Origin of the sequence: Limnothrix sp. FACHB-1083 (genome assembly GCF_014696485.1) — a bacterium.
Taxonomy (GTDB): Bacteria; Cyanobacteriota; Cyanobacteriia; order CACIAM-69d; family CACIAM-69d; genus CACIAM-69d.
Map to the genome: position 1 here is coordinate 34,281 of NZ_JACJQD010000019.1, position 18,954 is coordinate 53,234.

An 18,954-nucleotide genomic window follows, 5' to 3' on the forward strand; every position below is an offset into this window, starting at 1 on the left:
GCGCATCGAGCGATTAGCCTCGATTCGCTGTCTTGCTGGGCCGGGGGCCGTGGGGATCGATCGAGCCTTTTTCTCTTTCGGGCAGGGCAGCCAAAATCCGGAACCGTCAAAGGCTGAAACCCTGAAAATTACCACTAGCAAAGCATTTCAGCTTCTCAAGTCTTTTGTTGGGGAACCACTTCCCTTGCGCTTCCAAACCGATCCAGGGATCGGGCTGTTCCTGATAGGATCGGAGTATGGCAACCATCACCATTCGCGGCGTTCCCCACAGTTACCGGCTCGATCCCGATCGCCCCACCCGCTGGGCTTTGGTCTTTGTCCATGGTTGGCTGCTCAGCCGCCACTATTGGCAGCCCCTCATTGACCAATTCCAGCCCCATATCCCCTGTTTGTCCTATGACCTGCGCGGTTTTGGGGCATCCCAACCCACCCAACCCCAGCAATTTTCAACGCCGCGCGAGCGTTACCAAAACTACGCCCCGGCAGCCTATGCCGAAGATTTAAATCGGCTGCTTGAGCATTTGGGAATTGAGACCGCCTGGATTGTGGGTCACTCCCTTGGCGGAGCGATCGCCCTGTGGAGCGCCCACAAATTTCCCGATCGGATTCAAGGGGTCATTTGCCTCAACTCCGGCGGCGGCATTTATCTCAAAGAAGAATTTGAGCGCTTTCGGGCCGTTGGCCAGCGCTTGGTGCAATTTCGGCCCCAATGGTTGCGGGCCTTTCCGGGTCTCGATTGGGTCTTCAGCCGCGACAGCGTGGCCCGCCCCGTAGACCGCCAATGGGGTCGGCAGCGACTGATCGACTTTGTGACCGCCCATCCCGAAGCGGCCCTCTGGACTCTGTTGGAGTCCACCACCGAAGCGGAAGTTCATCGCTTGCCCCAGGTGGTGGCCCAGCTCACCCAGCCGGCCTACTTCATTGCCGGAAACCAAGATTCTGTGATGGAGCCGCGCTATGTGCGCCACTTGGCCAGCTTCCATCCACTGTTTGACATGTCGGGCGAAAACCTGCGGGAAATTCCCGATTGTGGACATATGGGCATGGTGGAACAGCCCATCCCGATCGCCCAAGAAATTAAAACCATCTTGCAACGCCACGGGGTCGATCACGGGTTGCAAACCCAACCCGAAGCCCTGAAAAACGTCTAGGCCCGAATCGGAGGCCATCGGAGACAATCGGAGACAAGGGGCTGAAGCCCCTTGCCCCTCAAACGCACAACCTACACCCGACCGCGCAGGAATTGGGCCATTTCGTTCGGTGTGGGCGAGTTTTCCAGCGCCACTTCCTCCGTGATGCGGCCCTCTTGGTAGAGATTAAACAGCGCCTTATTCATGGTGATCATGCCGTCAAACTCTGACTTCAGCATCACCTGGTTAATCTCCTCCATCTCGCCCTTGATGATGTATTCCTTAATCGCATCCGTGGCGATCAAGATGTCGTGGTAGGCCGCTCGTTTCCCATCGGTGGTTTTGCACAACCCTTGGGCAATGATCGCCACCAACGATTCGGCCAAACTCACCCGCAGGGCCGCGTGCTCATTGGGGGGAAACATCCCCAACACCCGCTCGATCGTCTTGATGGCGCTGTTGGTGTGCAGGGTTCCACAAACCAAGTGACCCGTTGAGGCCGCCTTCAGGGCGATTTTCATTGTTTCCGCATCCCGAATTTCCCCCACCAACATGATGTCCGGGTCTTGGCGCAGGGCCCCCTTCAGGGCATTGAAAAATTGCCGCGTGTGCCGCCCCACTTCCCGGTGCTTGATCAGGGATTTTTGGCTGACATGCACAAACTCCACCGGATCCTCGATCGTGATGATGTGCTTCGCCATGCTCTTGTTGATGTAGTCGAACATGGCGGCCATGGTGGTGGACTTCCCGGAACCCGTGGGCCCCGTCACCAAAATCAAGCCCTTGTGGTAGTGGCAAACATCCCGGAACACGGGCGGCAAATTAAGCTGCTCCATGCTCAGAATGGTGGCCCCAATCAGCCGCAACACCATGGCCGGGCCCGCCAATGAATCAAAGCAGCTAATCCGAATCCGCACAAAGCCCAGATCGGCAGCTCCGTCATAGTCCAAATTTTCTTGGAAGAAGGCGATATCTTCTTCGCTCATGATTTCCCCCAACCAACTCATGAAGGTGTCGAGGTCGGTGGTGGGATAGTCCAGAGGCACGATGTCACCGCGCTTCCGGAAACGGGGCACTTCGTTCACTCCCAAGTGAATATCGGAGCAGCCTTCTTCGTCTGCCCGCTTCACGATGTCAATCATGGTCGGCTGACCGGGAGAGGGCTTGCGCTTCGCAGGAGGAGCGACCACTTGGGCCGCCACCGGAGCGCTGGGGGGCCCTGACTGCACCACGGTGGACGGTGGCGCGGGGGTGGTGACCGTGTTGGCGGCCGGTGGCGGCGGGGCCACACGCGGCGGCGGAGCCGTGGGGGCCGGCGGTGGGGCCACACGCGGCGGGGCCATGTTGATCGGGAGGGTTTGCTCGTTGTTCCCGATCGGGGGAGGCGACGGAGGACGACCAGCAACCGGCGGCGGCGGCGGCGGGGCCACCCGAGGCGGTGGTGGCGGCGGCGGCGGGGGAACCGGGGGACGGGAGGCGTTCGTCATGGTCGTTTCCTCGTCGATGTCCTTGAGTGCGTTGAGCCAGTTGGGTGGTTGAGGTCAACTGGGCCGAGGTGGCGTTGAGAGAATGCGATGGTGTGATTGATTGCCCTGGGGAAATCGCCCTGGTGGCCTTCACGCTGGGGAAGTCACGCTGGGGAAACCACCCTGGGAAAGGGCATGAGAAGACTTCAGGATTGAGATTGCGAGAAGTCTTCGGGTCGATCGCCCGCTGATCAGTCGGGATTGGGGGGCGATCGGGTCTAGTCACGCCATAGCATGACCTGTTGTTTATTGTGGCTCATTGTTGGCCCTGACGGTGCATCAATCATCACTGAATCGGGATCAGCAATCTCACTCTCAAAATCGACCAAAATTCAGACAATTTCGACATTTTTTGAAAACACTGGTGCATTTTTAACTCAGTGTTTATACGGGGTGTAATGTGGCAATTTTCTAGATGCATTGAGTTCACTGTTGATTAACCCTCAATCATCAGGAGCCGGAAGAAACCTATGATGAACCCCCATGGACTGACCCCAACACAACCAAGGGGCCCATCGATCGAACTGATGCGGCACTGATGCGGCCACACGGTCAGATCAACGCTGATTCATAATCAGTGCATTCGCGGGCACACAAAATTCACGAGCACGCTCAGTTCTTGAACGATTAACCAACCAACAGATCTCAAGATTTCATCAAAATTGCATCAAAGATCTCAAGATCTCAAGATCTCAATCAACAGATCATCAAGACCAACGATCGACCGGTTCCCGAACGAATTGCCAAAGCGCTGGCCGACAAGATGGCGGGATAGATTTTTCAGACTTGGGCGGAGGGCAAAACAAATGAAGGTGGCCTATTTTGATTGCCCAACGGGGCTGGCGGGGGATATGTGTTTGGGGGCGCTGCTGGATGTGGGTGTGCCCTTGGATTATGTGCGATCGCAGCTCGATCGCCTGGGAATTGCCGAGGAATATCGCCTCAGCAGCCAAACCATGCACCACAACGGCCAGCGAGCCTTGAAAGCGATCGTGGAGTGGCGATCGCCCGGTGGTTCCTTTCAGGTGGAAGATCCCATGGATGAGCCGGGGGAAGGGACTGAACCGTCTGCCCGCTCACCTGAAGCGCTGGGAGATCACGGGCACGAGCATCACGGGCACGAGCATCATGAGCACGGGCATGAGCATCATGATCATGGGCATGAGCATCATGGGCATCACGGGCACGAGCATCATGATCATGGGCATGAGCATCACAAGCACGATGATCACGACCATAGCCCCGATCACCATCATCACCACGATCCCCACAACCATCACACCCATCACCACAGCCGCCGTTGGCCAGACATTGAGGCCATGCTTCTGAATTCGTCGCTACCCGATCGGGTGGTGCAATGGAGTCGATCGATCTTTTGGCAGTTGGCCCAAGCGGAAGGGGCTGTTCATGGCATTGCGCCAGAACAGGTGCAGTTCCACGAGGTGGGGGCGATCGATGCGATCGTGGACGTGGTGGGAACCTGCTTAGGGCTGGATTGGCTGGGGGTTGAGCGGATTTTCTGTTCCGCTTTGCCCACGGGCGGCGGCACGGTTTGGGCGGCCCATGGGCGATTGCCCGTGCCGGTTCCGGCGGTGTTGAAGCTGTTTGAAATGGGACAAGTGCCGGTTTATGCCAACGGAATCGATCGGGAATTGGTAACCCCCACGGGAGCCGCGATCGCCGTGGGATTGGCCCAGGGGTTCGGGTCGCCGCCGGCCATGACCCTTCAGCGGGTGGGGTTGGGCGCGGGCCAGCGATCGCTCCCATTGCCCAACATTATGCGGCTGTGGTTGGGGGAATTGGCAGCGCCCGCCGGTTTGTCGGCTCCATTGGTGCGATCAGCCCCTTTGCCCCCGCCGATTGTGCCCCCGCCTCGGAGCGATCGGGGCCCGCAGTCTCCGGCTCCGGGCGATCGCCCCGAGAAGTCTCCCCAGGCCGCCCAGCCGCTGCCATTGACATCAGGGCAGGTTTTAGCGGGCCGATCTGGCCCAGCTTTGCCGGGGCCGGAGAGCCTAGCCAGTCCCCATGATCCTGACCTGGAAACGGTGGCGGTGTTGGAAACCCAAATTGATGATTGCAGCCCCCAGGCGATCGCCTATGCGATCGAGCGGTTGTTGCAGGTGGGGGCCCTGGATGCCTTTGTGCAGCCCGTGACCATGAAGAAATCGCGATCCGGCGTGGCCATCACGGTAATTACGCCCCTGGATCGGTTCACCGCCTGTGAGGATGTGTTGTTTCAAGAAACCACCACGATCGGGATTCGGCGATCGTTTCAACAGCGCCGTGTTTTGCCGCGCCATTTGGAAGTGGTGGACACGGACTATGGCCCCGTGCGGGTGAAGGTGGCTTGGCAAGACGAAACCCGCAAAACGGTTCAAAATGTTCACCCAGAATTTGAGGATGTGGCCGCTTTGGCACGCGATCGGGCCATTTCTTGGCTGGATATTCACCGAGCAGCTTGGATTGCTTGGGAACAGGCGCGTCGGGCCACGGAGGGCGATCGCTAAAATTCTGCAAGTCAATCACCATCCCAGACCCGTGATCTCGCCATGTATGACGAACTTTTTGCAACCATCAGCGCCCTAGTAATGTGTCATTCGCCCAGCGGGGCCGAACAGGAGGTCGATCGCTGGTTAATCGCTCGTGCTGAGGCTCTGGGGTTGACCTGGAATCAAGACGAGGCCGGTAATTTGATTTTTGTGATTCCCGGGCGCGATCGCACCGCCAAGCCGATCGCCATCACGGCCCACAAGGATGAGATCGGCGCGATTGTCAAAGGCGTTGAGTCCGATGGGCGGGTGCAGTTGCGCAAGCTGGGCGGGGCTTTCCCTTGGGTCTATGGCGAAGGGGCGATCGATCTGTTGGGCGATCGCCAAACTATCACCGGCGTACTCAGTTTTGGATCGCGCCACGTGTCCCACGAGTCCCCCCAGCGGAATTTGCAGGACAACCAGCCCCTGACCTGGGAGCGGGCTTGGGTGGAAACGGGTCGGATTCCCGCTGAGTTGGCCGCAGCGGGCATTCGGCCCGGCAGCCGCGCCGTGGTGAGCAAACACCGCAAACAACCGCTGCGCCTGGGCCCGAACCAAATCGCCAGCTACACCTTAGATAACAAAGCTTCCGTGGCCATTTTGCTGGATTTGGCAGAACGGCTATTGGCCCAGGAGGAGCCGCCGGCCATGGATCTATATCTGGTTGCTTCTGCCAAGGAAGAGGTGGGAGCCTTGGGAGCCATGTACTTTGCGCAACAACAAAAGCTGGCGGCCCTGATTGCGCTGGAAATTGCCCCGATCGCCCCGGAATACCCGATCGCCGCGGGCCCCGTGCCGGTGTTGCTGTCCCAGGATGCCTATGGGCTGTATGACGAAGACCTAAACCAAGCACTACAGGCGGCGGCCGAGCGATTGCACTTACCCATTCAATACGCCGTGATCAGCGGATTTGGCAGCGATGGTTCGATCGCCATGAAATTTGGCCATGTGCCCCGGGCCGCCTGCTTGGGCTTCCCCACCCAAAACACCCACGGTTACGAGATTGCCCACCTCAAGGCGATCGCCCGCTGCACGGACATTCTGATGGAATTTGTGCAGCAGCCTTTTCCACCGCCAATTGAAAAGCCAGTTGAACAGATGGACGCGCCTTAAACCTGCTCTAGGTAATCATTCAGGTCAGACATCAGGCGATCGAGCGCCGTTTCCAAACTGAGCCGAATCCGATCGTCCCGCACGGTCAACAGCACCTTCGCCGCAAAGGGCGATGGCCAAATATTGGGGTTACAAAACACCTCCAAAAACACCTCTCCCGCATGTTGATAGTCCAAATTGGCTTGGGGCGTGGGGCGATCGCCGGAAGTCACCTGGGTGGCGGCCTTGATTCGATCGATCAACCCCTTCAATTCCGTTTGTAATTGCCGGGCCGCAGCGGGTGCATAACCAAAAGCAACGGAGCCAGTTTCTAAATTGAGGCGGCAGGTAGGCGTAGTCATCCACAAATTTCCTAAAAATAGCCACGTCGCTCCAAGCGCAGAACAGCGGGGCCAAACCATGCCCAATGTCCAAAATTCATGGCAGCGAATGACTAAGCACATGATTAAGCAAATGACTAAGCACATGATTAAGCCACTCACTGCCCAATCCCGAACAAGGGGTTTAAACCTTTTGTTACCACGAATGTTCTAAGGTTTTTGTCAATTCTGGTGAACGAGGGTCAAGGTAAATTGCAACAAATCTAATCAAACCAACAAATCTATAGAATTCGCAAAATCCTCAGAAATTGGGGCGATCGGGCGATTGCTCTGCATTCAACGCTTGATCCAATGCTTTTACCCCTAGCCCTCAATCCCAAGGAGTCTGGTTAGGATGGCGATTGACCAAGGTTGAAGACCCCCTTACAGCCATGTTTTCGACTGTTTCAATCTCTCAAATTTCCCAACGCCTCCTTGGGGCAGCGCTGGGTTTGGTTTGCACGTTGTCGATCGGCCCCGATGCGGTGCAGGCGAACCCATCCCCCAAGGAACGCTACAACGAGGCAATTCGGGATGCGGCGGTGGCGGAACCCACCGAGCAGGTTTCGGAGCTGATTCCCCTCACGCCGGATAATCCAAATTTGGTTTGGCATCCCGATCGCCAGCGATTGTTGATGGTGACCTGGAAGAGTCAAAGCTCGTTCGATCGCTTCATCAAGCCCGCCACCAACAGTTCCAGCAACGAAAACCAACTGATTTGGGTCACGGCAGCTCCCCAGGTGCAACAGCTTTGTCGGCAATATCGCCAACAGAATCCCAACGCCACTGAAGCGGATTTGAAACTGCGGCTCCAGCAATATTTGGGCTTGGATCCGGCCTGGAACTATGACGTGTTTGTGGAAATGTGGGTGGATGTGCGGGATTTGTTTCGCCCCTGCGCGGATCCGGAAGTGAGCGATCGCCAGTGCCAAGCGGATTTTCCCCAATCCCTGGCGGCGGACTTGCCAAAGGTGGCGGGTATCACCCCCCGATCGGGCATTGCCAACTATCAAACCTTCTTCAAGGGGCTGTATTACCGCAGCATTCGCACTAATCTGCAACCCTTCACCGGCTTGGGCTACACCTACGATTGGGGCAACCCCAACAGCGAAGTGGGAGCCAGCGAATTTATCCTTGTGCCCGGTGCGGCCTACACGATCGAGCGGGCCGTGCCCACGGGGGATTATTGCAAACCCGAATGACGCATTCCGGGACTTGCTAGAAGCTCACAAATGATGACTAGTCCTGAATAGGATGGGATGATCACGGAACCGCCTGAGGTCTCAAACCCGAGAACGAACCGGTTTGGGATGGGGGGTTAGGCGGTTACCTTGCTCGATCGCCCGTTTGGCACAAGGCTTAGGATTCACAACGCGGAAGCAAGACAAACTGAACAAGCAACTGGCCGAAAAGTTGCAACCAAAATGGGCCATGGGGGGTCTAAGCCTGAGGAATCGCCATCTCAGTCTTGGTCGGGTCTATTTTTGTCGGGTCTGTCGGGTCTATGGAGCAGTCTCCTGATGACCACAGCATCCTCGGAAGGTTAGGGCAGGGCAGCTCTTTGGCGATCGACTCTGGTTTTTCTGAACAATAACGGTGAGTGACATGTTTCCATGGCCCCTAAGGATCGGCTCCTTGATCTTGATCGGCGCGGGGTTGACTTGGGTGGGTCTGAAGGGCCCGATCGGGCAATCGGCCCCTTCAGATTCCCCCGCGTTGGCCCAAGCGGCCGACTCGTCCACGATCGAGCCGGCCGGCGGTGTCACCAGCATTCCGGCTCCGGAGCGCTCGACCGATGGTCGCTTGGCCCAGAGAACGGCCACCGCCCTGTTGCGCCGCCCGATCGATTGCCAACTGGGCAAAGATTGTTTTGTGATGCTCTATCCCGACCACGACCCCAGCACGGGCGAGCGGGATTCCATGTGTCGGCACTTGACCTATGACGGTCACAACGGCACGGATTTTGCAATTCCCTTCTGGACTCCGCAAACGGCCGTACCGGTGGTGGCCACGGCGGCGGGCACGGTGTCGGCCATGCGGGATGGTGTGCCCGATCGACGGCTCACATCCCCGGAAGCGCGATCGACCGTGGCGGGCATTGAGTGCGGCAACGGCGTAATGCTAGACCATGGCAACGGCTGGCAAACCCAGTATTGCCACATGAAACAGGGCAGCGTGCGGGTCAAAATTGGCGATCGGGTTCAGGCGGGCAATCCCCTGGGTCTGGTGGGTCTATCGGGCATGACCACCTTTCCCCATGTGCATGTGACGGTGCGCAAGGATGGCAAGGAAGTGGATCCGCTGTTGGGGGGCGATCGGATTGCGGGCTGCGCGACGGGCAACAACACCAACACGGTTTGGAATGACGGGGCGCGCAACTATGTGGCCACGGGGCTAATTCGCAGCGGCTTTGCCCCCAAGCAACCGGTGGAGGATGAGCTGTGGCGCGGCGAGTTCCAAAGCAACCAAATTCCCGGCCAAGCGGAGGCGCTCACCTTTTGGGTTCATGCCTTTGGGGTGCAAACGGGGGATGTGGAATATTTCAAGCTGTTGGCCCCCGATGGTTCGATCGTCACGGACTATCAACGGCCGATCGACCAAGATCAAAAACAGTGGATTACCTACGTGGGCAAAGGCACTCGGCGATCGCCCCTGATGCCAGGCACTTGGACCGCTTCCTATCGGTTGATGCGGGGTAACCAAACCTTGATTCAGCTCGATCGCCAGCAGGCGGTGGTGCGCTAGGCAGCCAGCTTTGGCCGGGACGAAGCCACCTAGCTCGGAAACTGGGGCAGCAGGTTTTGAATCGTGGTCACCAACTGGCGCAGGCGCACTGGTTTCGTTAAATACTCATTGGCTCCGGCGGCCAAGCAGCGATCGCGATCGCCCTCCATGGCCAGCGCCGTGAGGGCCACGATCGGCAAGTTAGCGTATTGCGCATCTTGCCGCAGTAATTGCATCGCCTCCAGGCCATCCATCCCCGGCATTTGCACATCCATTAACACCAAATCGGGCTGCGATTGTTGCACTTGAGTGATCGCCTCTGCACCATTTTTGGCCAGAATCACCCGATATCCTTTGGCCGTTAAATAACTCACGATCGTGTTGATGTTGGCCTCTTGATCTTCCGCCAACAAAATGCAGGGCGATCGGCCCCCATCCGTTGATTCAATCACCAGCGATGAATCCAAATTGGCCGATGATTGATCATCACTAGCGTCCGCGATCGTGCGACCAGGATGGTAGGGCAAATCGACCGTGAAGCAACTGCCATTCCCCACCTTGCTCGTGACCCCCACCCGGCCGCCGTGGAGTTCCACAATCCGCTTCACCAGGGCCAAACCCAGCCCCGTTCCTTCGTATTGGCGATTCAGCGCACTATCAATTTGCACAAAGGGACGGAACAGCCGATCTAACTGATCCGGGGCAATCCCAATTCCCGTATCGATAATAGAAAACCGCAGCCAAGATTGAGACGACTGTAATTCTTGAACGGCGTAATTTTCCAGGGAAACCAACAGCGTCACACGCCCATTTTCTGGCGTGAACTTCACGGCATTATTCAGCAAATTAATCAGCACTTGCCGCATTCGTCGTTCATCTAACAATGCGTGGGGCAACTGACTGGGAATTTGAGTATCTACCTGAATATGTTTCTTCAGGGCCTGTTGTTTAATGAAAGTCAAACTAGATTGACACAAAGGCACGATCGCCGTGGGCGCTTGATCTAATTCCAATTGCCCCGATTCAATTTTGGCCACATCCAAAATGTCATTAATCAGGGAGAGCAAATGGGAGCCAGTACGCTCGATCGTCCCCAAGGCTTTGAGCTGACTATCATTAATCGAGCCAAAAACCTGTTCCTGTAACCCTTCGGTCATGCCCAAAATGGCATTCAAGGGCGTGCGTAATTCATGGCTCATGTTGGCCAAAAACTCATCTTTCAGGCGAGTCGCCCGAATTAATTCATCATTGGTGCGCTGTAGTTGTTCTTCGGCTTGGCGGCGCTGGCGATCGACCCGATAGCCCTCAATTAGGGTGCTACAGGTGACCAAAAATGGCTCTAGATAACCCACCATGCTCGACTCATAACCGCCGGGCCGGTTGGCAATTCCAATCATCCCCACCAATTGATTACCTTGATAGAATGGAATGCCTAAAAATGCCTGCAAGGGAGGGTGGCCGGGTGGTGTGCCGCCACTGCGCGGGTCGGTGCTGGGACTGTTGGCAATCACGGGTTTACCGGTCATGATCACAGCGCCAAAGAGCGTGTTCATGTTGGTAAATTGCATTCCCGTTTCATAGTTATCTTCATAGAACTTTTGCGTATTTGCATCCCAAGCGATGTTGGTGACGCTGTGGGATTGCAGGTAGGGAACGCCTTTAATTTTGAGAAAGCCTTCTTCGATCGCAGCACTGCCATCGCCTCGAAAGAGCGCTTCTCCGATAAAGCCATATTCACTTTCGGTCAGTTCTAATAAGCCATTCAGAAGGCCTTCAAAGATTGTTAATCGATTGGCAGCCGTAATAAATTCCGTTTGGGCTTGGCTGATGGTGGAAAGCAGGAAGTTGCTATTTTTGAGGTCAATTTCTGCTCGTTTGCGCGGGGTGATGTCAAAACGAACGGCCAAAAATCGAATCGGTTGTCCTGCGCGATCGAGAAACGGCACGATCGTGCTGTCTACCCAATAGAGCCGACCATCTTTCGCGCGGTTGCAAATTTCCCCGCGCCAAATTTGCCCCGCCAAAATGGTGTCCCACAAGTCCTTAAAGAAGGAGGCGGGATGGTGGCCAGACTTCACGAGTCGATGGGTTTTGCCAATCAATTCCTCGCGGCTGTAGCCGGAAACCGCGAGAAATCGATCGTTGACATAGGTCATGACCCCTTGGGCATCGGTAATCACTACGATCGCGGAGGCATCAAGCGCCAGCTTAAAGGCGGCCAATTCCTGAAGCAGCCGTTCTCGCTCCAGTTCTGCTTGCTTGAGGGGGGTGATGTCTTCGGCAATGCCCGCGAGGCGATAAACCTCTCCTTGGGCGTTGCAAATGGGGAATGCTCGATCGCGAATCCAACGCTGTTCGCCATCGGGCCGCAGGATCCGATATTCCTCGTCAAATTCGCCCAATAACTGTTTGGGAAGGGCGGTTAAGACGCGATCGTGATCCAGGGGGTGAATGCTGGTGGCCCAACTGTCGGGGGTGATGTAGAGTTCTTCGCTGGGTCTGCCCCAAATCCGCTCGTAGGCGGGGCTGACGTAGATCCGATTGGTACGATTGAGATCCAAAATCCAAAATACCGAATCCACAGCTTCGGCCAATTGGCGGAATTTTTCTTCGCTCTCGCGCAGGGCTTCTTCGGAGCGTTTGCGATCGCTGATGTCCACCACCACGCAAACACAGCTACCGGTTTCGGGGGCAATCATAGCCACGCCAATCAGCACCCACACCCAATGGCCATTTCGATGCACGTAGGCCTTTTCCCAAGGGGCGATCGACTCGTGTTGCCGCAGGTGTTCAATGGCCGCGATATCTTGCGCTCGATATTCGGGCGGTGTGAGTTCGGCCCAGTTTAAGCGCCCGGCTTGCAAGTCCAGGCGATCGTAGCCCAGCATTTCCAAGAAGCAATCGTTGGCATCAACAATCAGCCCCTCAAAGTTGGTGAAAATGGTTCCCACCACGTTGGAGTCAAACACACGACGGAATTTCTCTTCGCTTTGCCGCAGGGCCGCCTCGGCCTGTTTGCGATCGCTGATGTCATAGTTCACGCCGATCATGCTTTGGGGCTGACCTTGGGCATCACAAAGCAGCTCGCCATAGGCCTTGATGTGGCGGACTGTGCCATCGGCAAGCATGACTCGAAATTCGGTGTCGTAACGGGCTTCGCCGCGTGTGGCGGCATAGAGTAACTGTTCGGTGGCCGGTCGATCGTCCGGATGGACGGAACTGGCCCAAATGTCGTAGGGCAGGCGCTGTTCCTGGCCGGGTTCCACGGGCGCAACCCCATACAGGCTATACATCCGCTCATCCCAAACCAGGGTGTTGGTTTGAATATTCCATTGCCAACAACCGATCGCGCCGGACTCCAGGGCAAGGGTGAGTCGTTGGGACAGGTCGGCCAACTGGCGTTCGGCATTTTTGCGATCGCGAATATCCCGAAAGATGCCTTGCACCAGTTGGGTTTGGCCCACCTGCACGATCGAGCCGGTAATTTCCACCGGAATTGCTTGCCCATCGGCCCGCTGAATTTGACCATTGGTGAGCTGACAGGAACCATCCGTAATCACCGATTGGAAGGCTTGCACCATCTCCTCTTCGCAATCGATCGGGTGCAACTGGGATTGGTGCATCTGGATCAGTTGGGCGCGGTCATAGCCAAACAGTTCCTCCGCCTTGCGATTCACTTCCAGGATTTCCCCTTGGAGGTTGGTCACCACGATCGCGTCACTTGCCCCCGCCATCAAGCCGCGATAGCGAGCCTCTCGTTCCTGCAGTTGGGCTTCGGCGGCCTTGCGCTCCGTCACATCCCGCACCATCACCAGGGCCGCATCCGCATCACTGCCCACAATCCGCAATTCCTCATCCAGAACCCGATCGCCCAGGATCCGCCGCTGTTCAATGACTTGCAGTTGGCCGGTTTCGATCGTCTGGTTCACCGCCTCCAACACCGCCTCCAACTGATCCGCCGCCACCCAATCGGTCAACTGGGAGAGGGTTGGGGTGTCCGCTGCCTCCAACGAATCACCAGTCGCCTCGGCGCGGAAGCGGCCCCAGGGGTGTTTCGCCTGGGTGAGGGTGCTGTAGTCCAAACATTGGCCCCGAGGAGTCACCCGCAGCAGGCGATCAGGAATGGCCGCCACCATTGCCCGAATCTGAGCTTCCCGAATTTGCAGCGTGGTGGTGCGCTTGGCCACCTTCCGCTCCAAGGACTGATTCAAATCTCGCAGTTGCCATTCCACCTGTTTGCGATCGCTGATGTTGCGCACCAAAACCAACACCTCGTCATCGCGGTAAGGAACCACCCGCACTTCCTCAATCCGCAACACCTCATGGGTGGACAGATTTTGCTCATAGAACTGAACGGTTTTGGTGGCCAAGGCTCGCTGAATGGCTTTCATCCGCTTCTGGGCGGCCACCGGCGGCAGCAATTCCGACACATGCTTACCGACCCAACTACTTAAATCGCCAACCCGATCGAACTCAGGGTTGGCGACAAATTCCAGAAAAATCCCTTCAGCATTCAGCCGCACTAACAAATCCGGCAGCGCACTGACTAGGGCCCGCTGGTGTGCTTCCGCTTCCCGCAAGGCCGCCTCGGCCCGGCGACGCTCTTCCAACTCCGCGGCCAAGACCGCATGGGATGTGGCCTGCTTGAGGGCAATGCCCACCTGCACCCCCAGGGCTTGCAGCAAGTCAATTTCCGCCGCCTGCCAAAGTCGCGGGCGATCGTGCTCACTGGCCACCATCAACCCCCACAGGCGATCGCCCACCAGCAAGGGCAAAATCAGTTGGGCCCGCATCTGGAGGCCGAGCAGCAAATCTCGGTGGCAGTCCGACAACGGCGCAGTGGTGACATCCTCCAGCACCCGCACTTGGCCCCGCCGAAAGGGATCCAGAAAAGCCGACCCCAAACAGGCATCCTGAACCCGCCGCCCCAACAGGGACTGACCCTGATCGCTCGGATCCGCCAAAGCCTCCGCGATCGTTACGCCGCTGCAATCGCCCTCAAATTGATAGACAATCACCCGCGCACAGTTCAGCAGCCGCTGCACTTGCTGCACCGTCGTTTCCAAAATGGTGTGCAAATCCAGGGCATTGTGAATTTGCGTGGCCACTTCCCGCAACAGCGCTTCCCGTTCCGCCTGTTGCCGCAGTTGGGCGGTGCGCTCGGCCACCTCCCGCTCCAGTTCCTGCGCTCGGCTTTCCAGCAGCGCCAATCGTTCTTGCTCCAACTGCGACACCTGGGTTTCCAGCACCGTCGCCAAGTTGTAGATTTCCAGCGGATTCAAGGCCTGTAGCAGGCGCGTTTGGCTGAGGATGCCCAGCAATTGCCCCTGGTCATTGGTGATCACCAATCGCCGAATCCAGCGATCGGCCATCAACTGTTGCGCCTCCCACAGGCTGGTGTGGGGACTGACGCTAAACACCGGGCTGCTCATCACCAAATGGGCACTGGTTTGGTCCAAGGGCAACCCCAGGGCCTGAAATTGCACCATATCCCGCTCGGTCACTAGGCCCACAGGCGGCCCACCCATCGGCTGTAGAGATGAGGCAGCAGCAAAATCGCCCTCAAGATCACCCTCAAGATCGCTCTCTGATTTCGCCGCTAGATCATCGATCGCCCCGATCTCTGCGTGGGCCGGATCCACCAACACCACGCAACTCACTTGGTTCTCACTCATTAATTGCGCCAATTCCAACAAAGAGGCGTGAGAGCTGGCCACCACAATCGATCGGCTCATCACTTCCTGGACTTGGCGCAACCGCAACAGGTCGATCGGGCGGGCCAACTGGCGCAAACTTTCCTGGGTAATTAGCCCCAACAGGCGATCGGCCTCATCCACCACCGGCAAATGTCGAATTCGATGTTTCGTCAACAGATGAATGGTGGAAAACAAGTCCGTAAACTCACTCTCCCGCAGCATCACCAGTTCCCGCGTCATCACGGCGGTCACCGGGCGATCGAGCGGGCACTGCTGCGCACTCAAGCGCACCAAATCTCGCTCCGTCAAAATGCCCACCACCCGATCATCCACCCTCACCAGCACACAACTGGGGCGAGACCCGATCGCCGCCTTCTGTGGATCCGCCTGGGCCGCCGGCAGCCCACTCATCAGGGAAACCACATCCCAGACCGTTGCCGCCGCATCAACCACCAATGGTTGGCGGATAATAGCCGCCCTCAGTTCAGAAACCGTCAGCATAGGAAACGGAATGGACATGACAGGACTTGTTTTTGAGCGAGAAAAATCGAGCGCATCCGGCTAACGGAGGTCAAAGCAGCTAAATTTGCCCCCAATTAGCTTTAAAACTCCCCCAAAACACAGCAAAAGCCCATTGCTTGGCGCGAATCCTAGCTTAGGTCTGGCCGATCCTGCATCAGACCATCTCCCCACGGGTTCTATCAATTTGTTCTCAGCTCAGGGGAGCGATCGGGATCACAGCCGAAAACAGCATCTCCTAACAGCTAAAGTACCCCGACCAAAAACCCAAGCGATCCCAGACCACCACGATAGGCCTTTGATCAATTGACCTCACCGAAAAGTTATGCAAGATCCACACCAGCCGCCACGGTTTACCGTCTTAATCAAGCTAGAAATGCTTTTAGATACTCTGACGGCGATCTGTGACTAAGCCATGGTAGATATCGCTTTTCCTCTAAAATTGACGTAAAACGAGCATAGCACGTGACTTTCTTTACCAAGAGTCATATCTTTATTTTATTTTTAATTCTTTCAAAAAGTCAAAAATGATACCTTGCATTGTCAAGCAGTCCCTAGAATCCATTCCAGTTAAAAACTAACCCTAAAAAGCAAAATGGTGAAATCTGATCAACAAAATTCAACAAAATCGACTCACACACAAATCTATAAGCATTAATCAGCGTCCTATAGCCCAAGTAGCAGCCATTTTCAAAACCACGATTATCCTTTTCCAAAGCGCAATTCAATTCATCAATTGATAAATTTTGAAATTTATAGTTGAAAATTCGTTGGAGACTCAGGAACATCAATTCCTAAAAATTCTCGATAGATTTTAGCTTTATATTCACTGCCCACCTCGTTAACTGCTTCAATTAGTGCTTGATAAGTTCCTGCACCACCTAATAGATTCCAAAATTCATCACCAATTAAAACAACGGGATCATTTTGCATGTCAAACCACCGTTGTGGAAATGACCAGGCATAATTTTGTTTTTGACCATAGGGGTTATAGGGCAATGCGAAATAGGCACGAGTAACTGGACAGGGTTCCATCGCATAGAGCTTAAATAGCTTTTCTTTACTAACTTTAGTTTGATCACTATTGGGCAAGGGAGCTTTCAGCTCGGCAGCCATAACTTCACTACCATCCTTGGATGTAGCCCAGAAATCACAGGTCACTGAAACTGGAATTAATTCCCCTTTTCCTTTCAGGATATAGTTAAGCTCTTGCCGCCAATTTGGCTTTTGGCGCACTTTAGCAGGATGCTTATGCTCTAAAGCATTCAAGGTTTCAGAAATCCTAGCTAATCGCCCTTTGGGAATGAGACCTTGAATAGATTGCTGTAAGCTGACGTTCCCAAAAGCCTGCTGTGCAACAATTAGGGCTAGTCGTTCCCAAACTTTGCCAAACGGTGTGACAAATCGTCGTTCAAAGTGTGATCCTTTAAAGATTTCATCTGGCACAAGAGCAGCATAGAGTGGTTTTGCGGCTCGATGTTCTTCAACAATGAATGGGTTTTTGACGATCGCATTATCCAAAACACGATCCATCATTTGTTGAATTTCCTGTTGAATCGCAGCTTTGAGGAGCGAACTTTCCATAATCATTCCAGTGTTGCTAGTTTTCGGTCAGCGCAAAAAGTAAGATCAGAGACATTGCAGAATCGATTGTGCGATCGCAGCAATCACCGGGACAGAAACAGCATTTCCAAATTGTTTCTTGGCGATGCTGCTATTTGGATGCAGAATGAAGTCCTCTGGGAATCCCTGGAGTTTGGCATAGTCCTGGGCCGTGAGTGATCGAAACTGGCCGGGATAATAAATCTCTTCCAAAAATTGCTGCTTATAGGTATTGGGTTCACAGCCACTGAGAGCTACTGTCGCCACAAAATCACGGGTTCCACTAGCTGTTAGCGTCCCGATCGCTTCAGCAGTAGGCAAGAAAATTCGCGATACCCCCTGAATGCCGGTTGAAATTTTGGAGTTTTCAAAGTCAAAGCGATCGACTGTGACTTCTCGCAGAATTTCTTTCTGTACCAATACCGTAATTTCAGTCTGATCTAAGTCCGGAATCAAACCCTGAAAATCTTCTAAGGAAAGGGGATTACCATCCTTGGGGCCATATTTCTTTTTACGACGATTTCTCAGCAGGGTCATGCAGATGAATTTTTCCCGATCGCTCGTTGGAATCAGATCCCAAGAGTGAATGGTGCTGTGGCCATCGCGCACATCACTAAACAGGAAAAAATTATTGAGTTCGTCAATTTTTTGGAATCGCCCACGGGAGGCAGGAATCTTATCGCCAAAGAGCGATCGCGGTGAAAACTTTAATTTGGGTTCCGAGCAAGCGGGCAAATCATCTAAGACTTCATAGAGTTTGCGGGGGCGATCGCTGGCGGCAGGGAACTGAAATTGCCCCGCACGTTCCAGATCGTTACGTAAACCGACTAAAAAGAGGCGATCGCGATCTTGCGGCAATCCAAAATCATAGCTACTTAAAACAGTCCAATAGACGTAATAGCCGCTGTCATGAAGCTGATGAACAATGAAATCTAGGCTATTTCGATGGCGGGGTTCCGTTAGTCCTTTGACGTTTTCAAATAAAAATGCTTTGGGTTGCGCCTGACGCACTAGCCGACAAACATCAAACCATAGGCGACCGCGCGGATCATCAAATCCCAAGGTTTTGCCTGCGATCGACCAGGCCTGACAGGGAACACCACCCACCACCAGATCGAGATTGTTGGGGAGCTGATCAACCGCAGAAACATCACCCAAATTGGGTTCGTGATCAGAACTATCACTCAAAAAATTTTGTTCATAGGTAGCGATCGCATCGCGATCAATTTCTGCATAGGCAACACAGCAGCCACCTAATTGTTCTAACGGAATCCGAAACCCACCAATCCCCGCAAACAGATCAACAAATTTGAAGGTTGTTGTGATGGCTTGCTGGTGATTGACCGCTAACAAGTCAAATAGATTGGTTTGGACTCCTGTAGCAACCATATCTGATAATCAAAGGTTGACAAACATGATAGCCTAAGATGTTAGTCGCAATCTGCTTGAAGCCAATCAAGGTTTGATCAGAAAAAACCTAGGCTATTGCAGACTGTTTCGATGAGATATTTCTATCAAAATCAAGACGAGAACCAGTGGGGCAATCTGGTAAATATGCCAGGACAATCCTTTCAGGTGAAACTCCCTTTTTGACTAAATCGTAGAAAATTCCATGTTCCATGCCATCCAGAAGTGTTGAATGACAGATTCAGGTTATAAAAAAGGGGTAAGAAGATGTAATTCTTACCCCAAACAATCAAAAAGTAATACACCAATGTTACGCTCATTCTCTCAAATCGTCAAACCTATTCTCA

10 protein-coding genes are annotated in these 18,954 nt (G+C 54.8%); 5 read left to right on the forward strand and 5 right to left on the reverse strand.

The window, feature by feature from the left end:
- Positions 1-236: 236 nt before the first annotated feature.
- Positions 237-1,151 carry an alpha/beta fold hydrolase gene (locus H6F46_RS17910; RefSeq protein WP_099534261.1) on the forward strand — a complete coding sequence of 305 codons (915 nt, stop codon included), beginning with the start codon at positions 237-239 and terminating at the stop codon, positions 1,149-1,151.
- Between the two features lie 71 nt (positions 1,152-1,222).
- Here the strand turns inward: H6F46_RS17910 and H6F46_RS17915 are convergent, their stop codons facing one another.
- A complete protein-coding gene (locus H6F46_RS17915) occupies positions 1,223-2,617 on the reverse strand; it encodes a type IV pilus twitching motility protein PilT (RefSeq protein ID WP_190356114.1) in 1,395 nt (464 codons plus the stop codon).
- A gap of 845 nt (positions 2,618-3,462) precedes the next feature.
- On the opposite strand from H6F46_RS17915, the gene larC reads away from it, so the two are divergent.
- Positions 3,463-5,163, forward strand: a complete 1,701-nt coding sequence (gene larC, locus H6F46_RS17920) for a nickel pincer cofactor biosynthesis protein LarC (protein WP_190356115.1) — start codon at positions 3,463-3,465, stop codon at positions 5,161-5,163.
- Positions 5,164-5,205: 42 nt separating this feature from the next.
- A complete protein-coding gene (locus tag H6F46_RS17925; protein WP_190356116.1) occupies positions 5,206-6,300 on the forward strand; it encodes a M42 family metallopeptidase in 1,095 nt (364 codons plus the stop codon).
- Here H6F46_RS17925 and H6F46_RS17930 read toward each other — a convergent pair.
- On the reverse strand, positions 6,297-6,641 hold the full coding sequence (locus H6F46_RS17930; RefSeq protein WP_190356117.1) for a hypothetical protein: 345 nt from the start codon (positions 6,639-6,641) through the stop codon (positions 6,297-6,299). The genes H6F46_RS17925 and H6F46_RS17930 overlap by 4 nt on opposite strands.
- Before the next feature lie 410 nt (positions 6,642-7,051).
- On the opposite strand from H6F46_RS17930, the gene H6F46_RS17935 reads away from it, so the two are divergent.
- Positions 7,052-7,861, forward strand: coding sequence for a hypothetical protein (locus H6F46_RS17935; protein ID WP_190356118.1), 810 nt, complete (start codon positions 7,052-7,054; stop codon positions 7,859-7,861).
- A 433-nt stretch (positions 7,862-8,294) separates the two neighbouring features.
- Positions 8,295-9,404, forward strand: a complete 1,110-nt coding sequence (locus tag H6F46_RS17940) for a M23 family metallopeptidase (protein ID WP_190356119.1) — start codon at positions 8,295-8,297, stop codon at positions 9,402-9,404.
- 29 nt (positions 9,405-9,433) lie between these two features.
- Here H6F46_RS17940 and H6F46_RS17945 read toward each other — a convergent pair whose 3' ends face one another.
- The 3 genes from H6F46_RS17945 to H6F46_RS17955 form a co-directional block, all read right to left on the reverse strand.
- Positions 9,434-15,580, reverse strand: a complete 6,147-nt coding sequence (locus tag H6F46_RS17945; protein WP_190356120.1) for a PAS domain S-box protein — start codon at positions 15,578-15,580, stop codon at positions 9,434-9,436.
- Between the two features lie 771 nt (positions 15,581-16,351).
- A complete protein-coding gene (locus H6F46_RS17950; RefSeq protein WP_199291653.1) occupies positions 16,352-17,188 on the reverse strand; it encodes a TdeIII family type II restriction endonuclease in 837 nt (278 codons plus the stop codon).
- A 39-nt stretch (positions 17,189-17,227) separates the two neighbouring features.
- The gene (locus H6F46_RS17955) at positions 17,228-18,589 is read right to left on the reverse strand and encodes a DNA cytosine methyltransferase (RefSeq protein WP_190356121.1); all 1,362 of its coding nucleotides are present in this window, start codon (positions 18,587-18,589) and stop codon (positions 17,228-17,230) included.
- Between the last annotated feature and the right edge of the window lie 365 nt (positions 18,590-18,954).

What these genes read in the sequence shown, in the direction of transcription:
- larC (WP_190356115.1), top strand. Translation starts at nt 3,463, where the DNA reads ATGAAGGTGGCCTATTTTGATTGCCCAACGGGGCTGGCGGGGGATATG.
- H6F46_RS17915 (WP_190356114.1), bottom strand. Translation starts at nt 2,617, where the DNA reads ATGACGAACGCCTCCCGTCCCCCGGTTCCCCCGCCGCCGCCGCCACCA.
- H6F46_RS17935 (WP_190356118.1), top strand. Translation starts at nt 7,052, where the DNA reads ATGTTTTCGACTGTTTCAATCTCTCAAATTTCCCAACGCCTCCTTGGG.
- H6F46_RS17910 (WP_099534261.1), top strand. Translation starts at nt 237, where the DNA reads ATGGCAACCATCACCATTCGCGGCGTTCCCCACAGTTACCGGCTCGAT.
- H6F46_RS17930 (WP_190356117.1), bottom strand. Translation starts at nt 6,641, where the DNA reads ATGACTACGCCTACCTGCCGCCTCAATTTAGAAACTGGCTCCGTTGCT.
- H6F46_RS17950 (WP_199291653.1), bottom strand. Translation starts at nt 17,188, where the DNA reads ATGATTATGGAAAGTTCGCTCCTCAAAGCTGCGATTCAACAGGAAATT.
- H6F46_RS17955 (WP_190356121.1), bottom strand. Translation starts at nt 18,589, where the DNA reads ATGGTTGCTACAGGAGTCCAAACCAATCTATTTGACTTGTTAGCGGTC.
- H6F46_RS17925 (WP_190356116.1), top strand. Translation starts at nt 5,206, where the DNA reads ATGTATGACGAACTTTTTGCAACCATCAGCGCCCTAGTAATGTGTCAT.
- H6F46_RS17945 (WP_190356120.1), bottom strand. Translation starts at nt 15,580, where the DNA reads ATGCTGACGGTTTCTGAACTGAGGGCGGCTATTATCCGCCAACCATTG.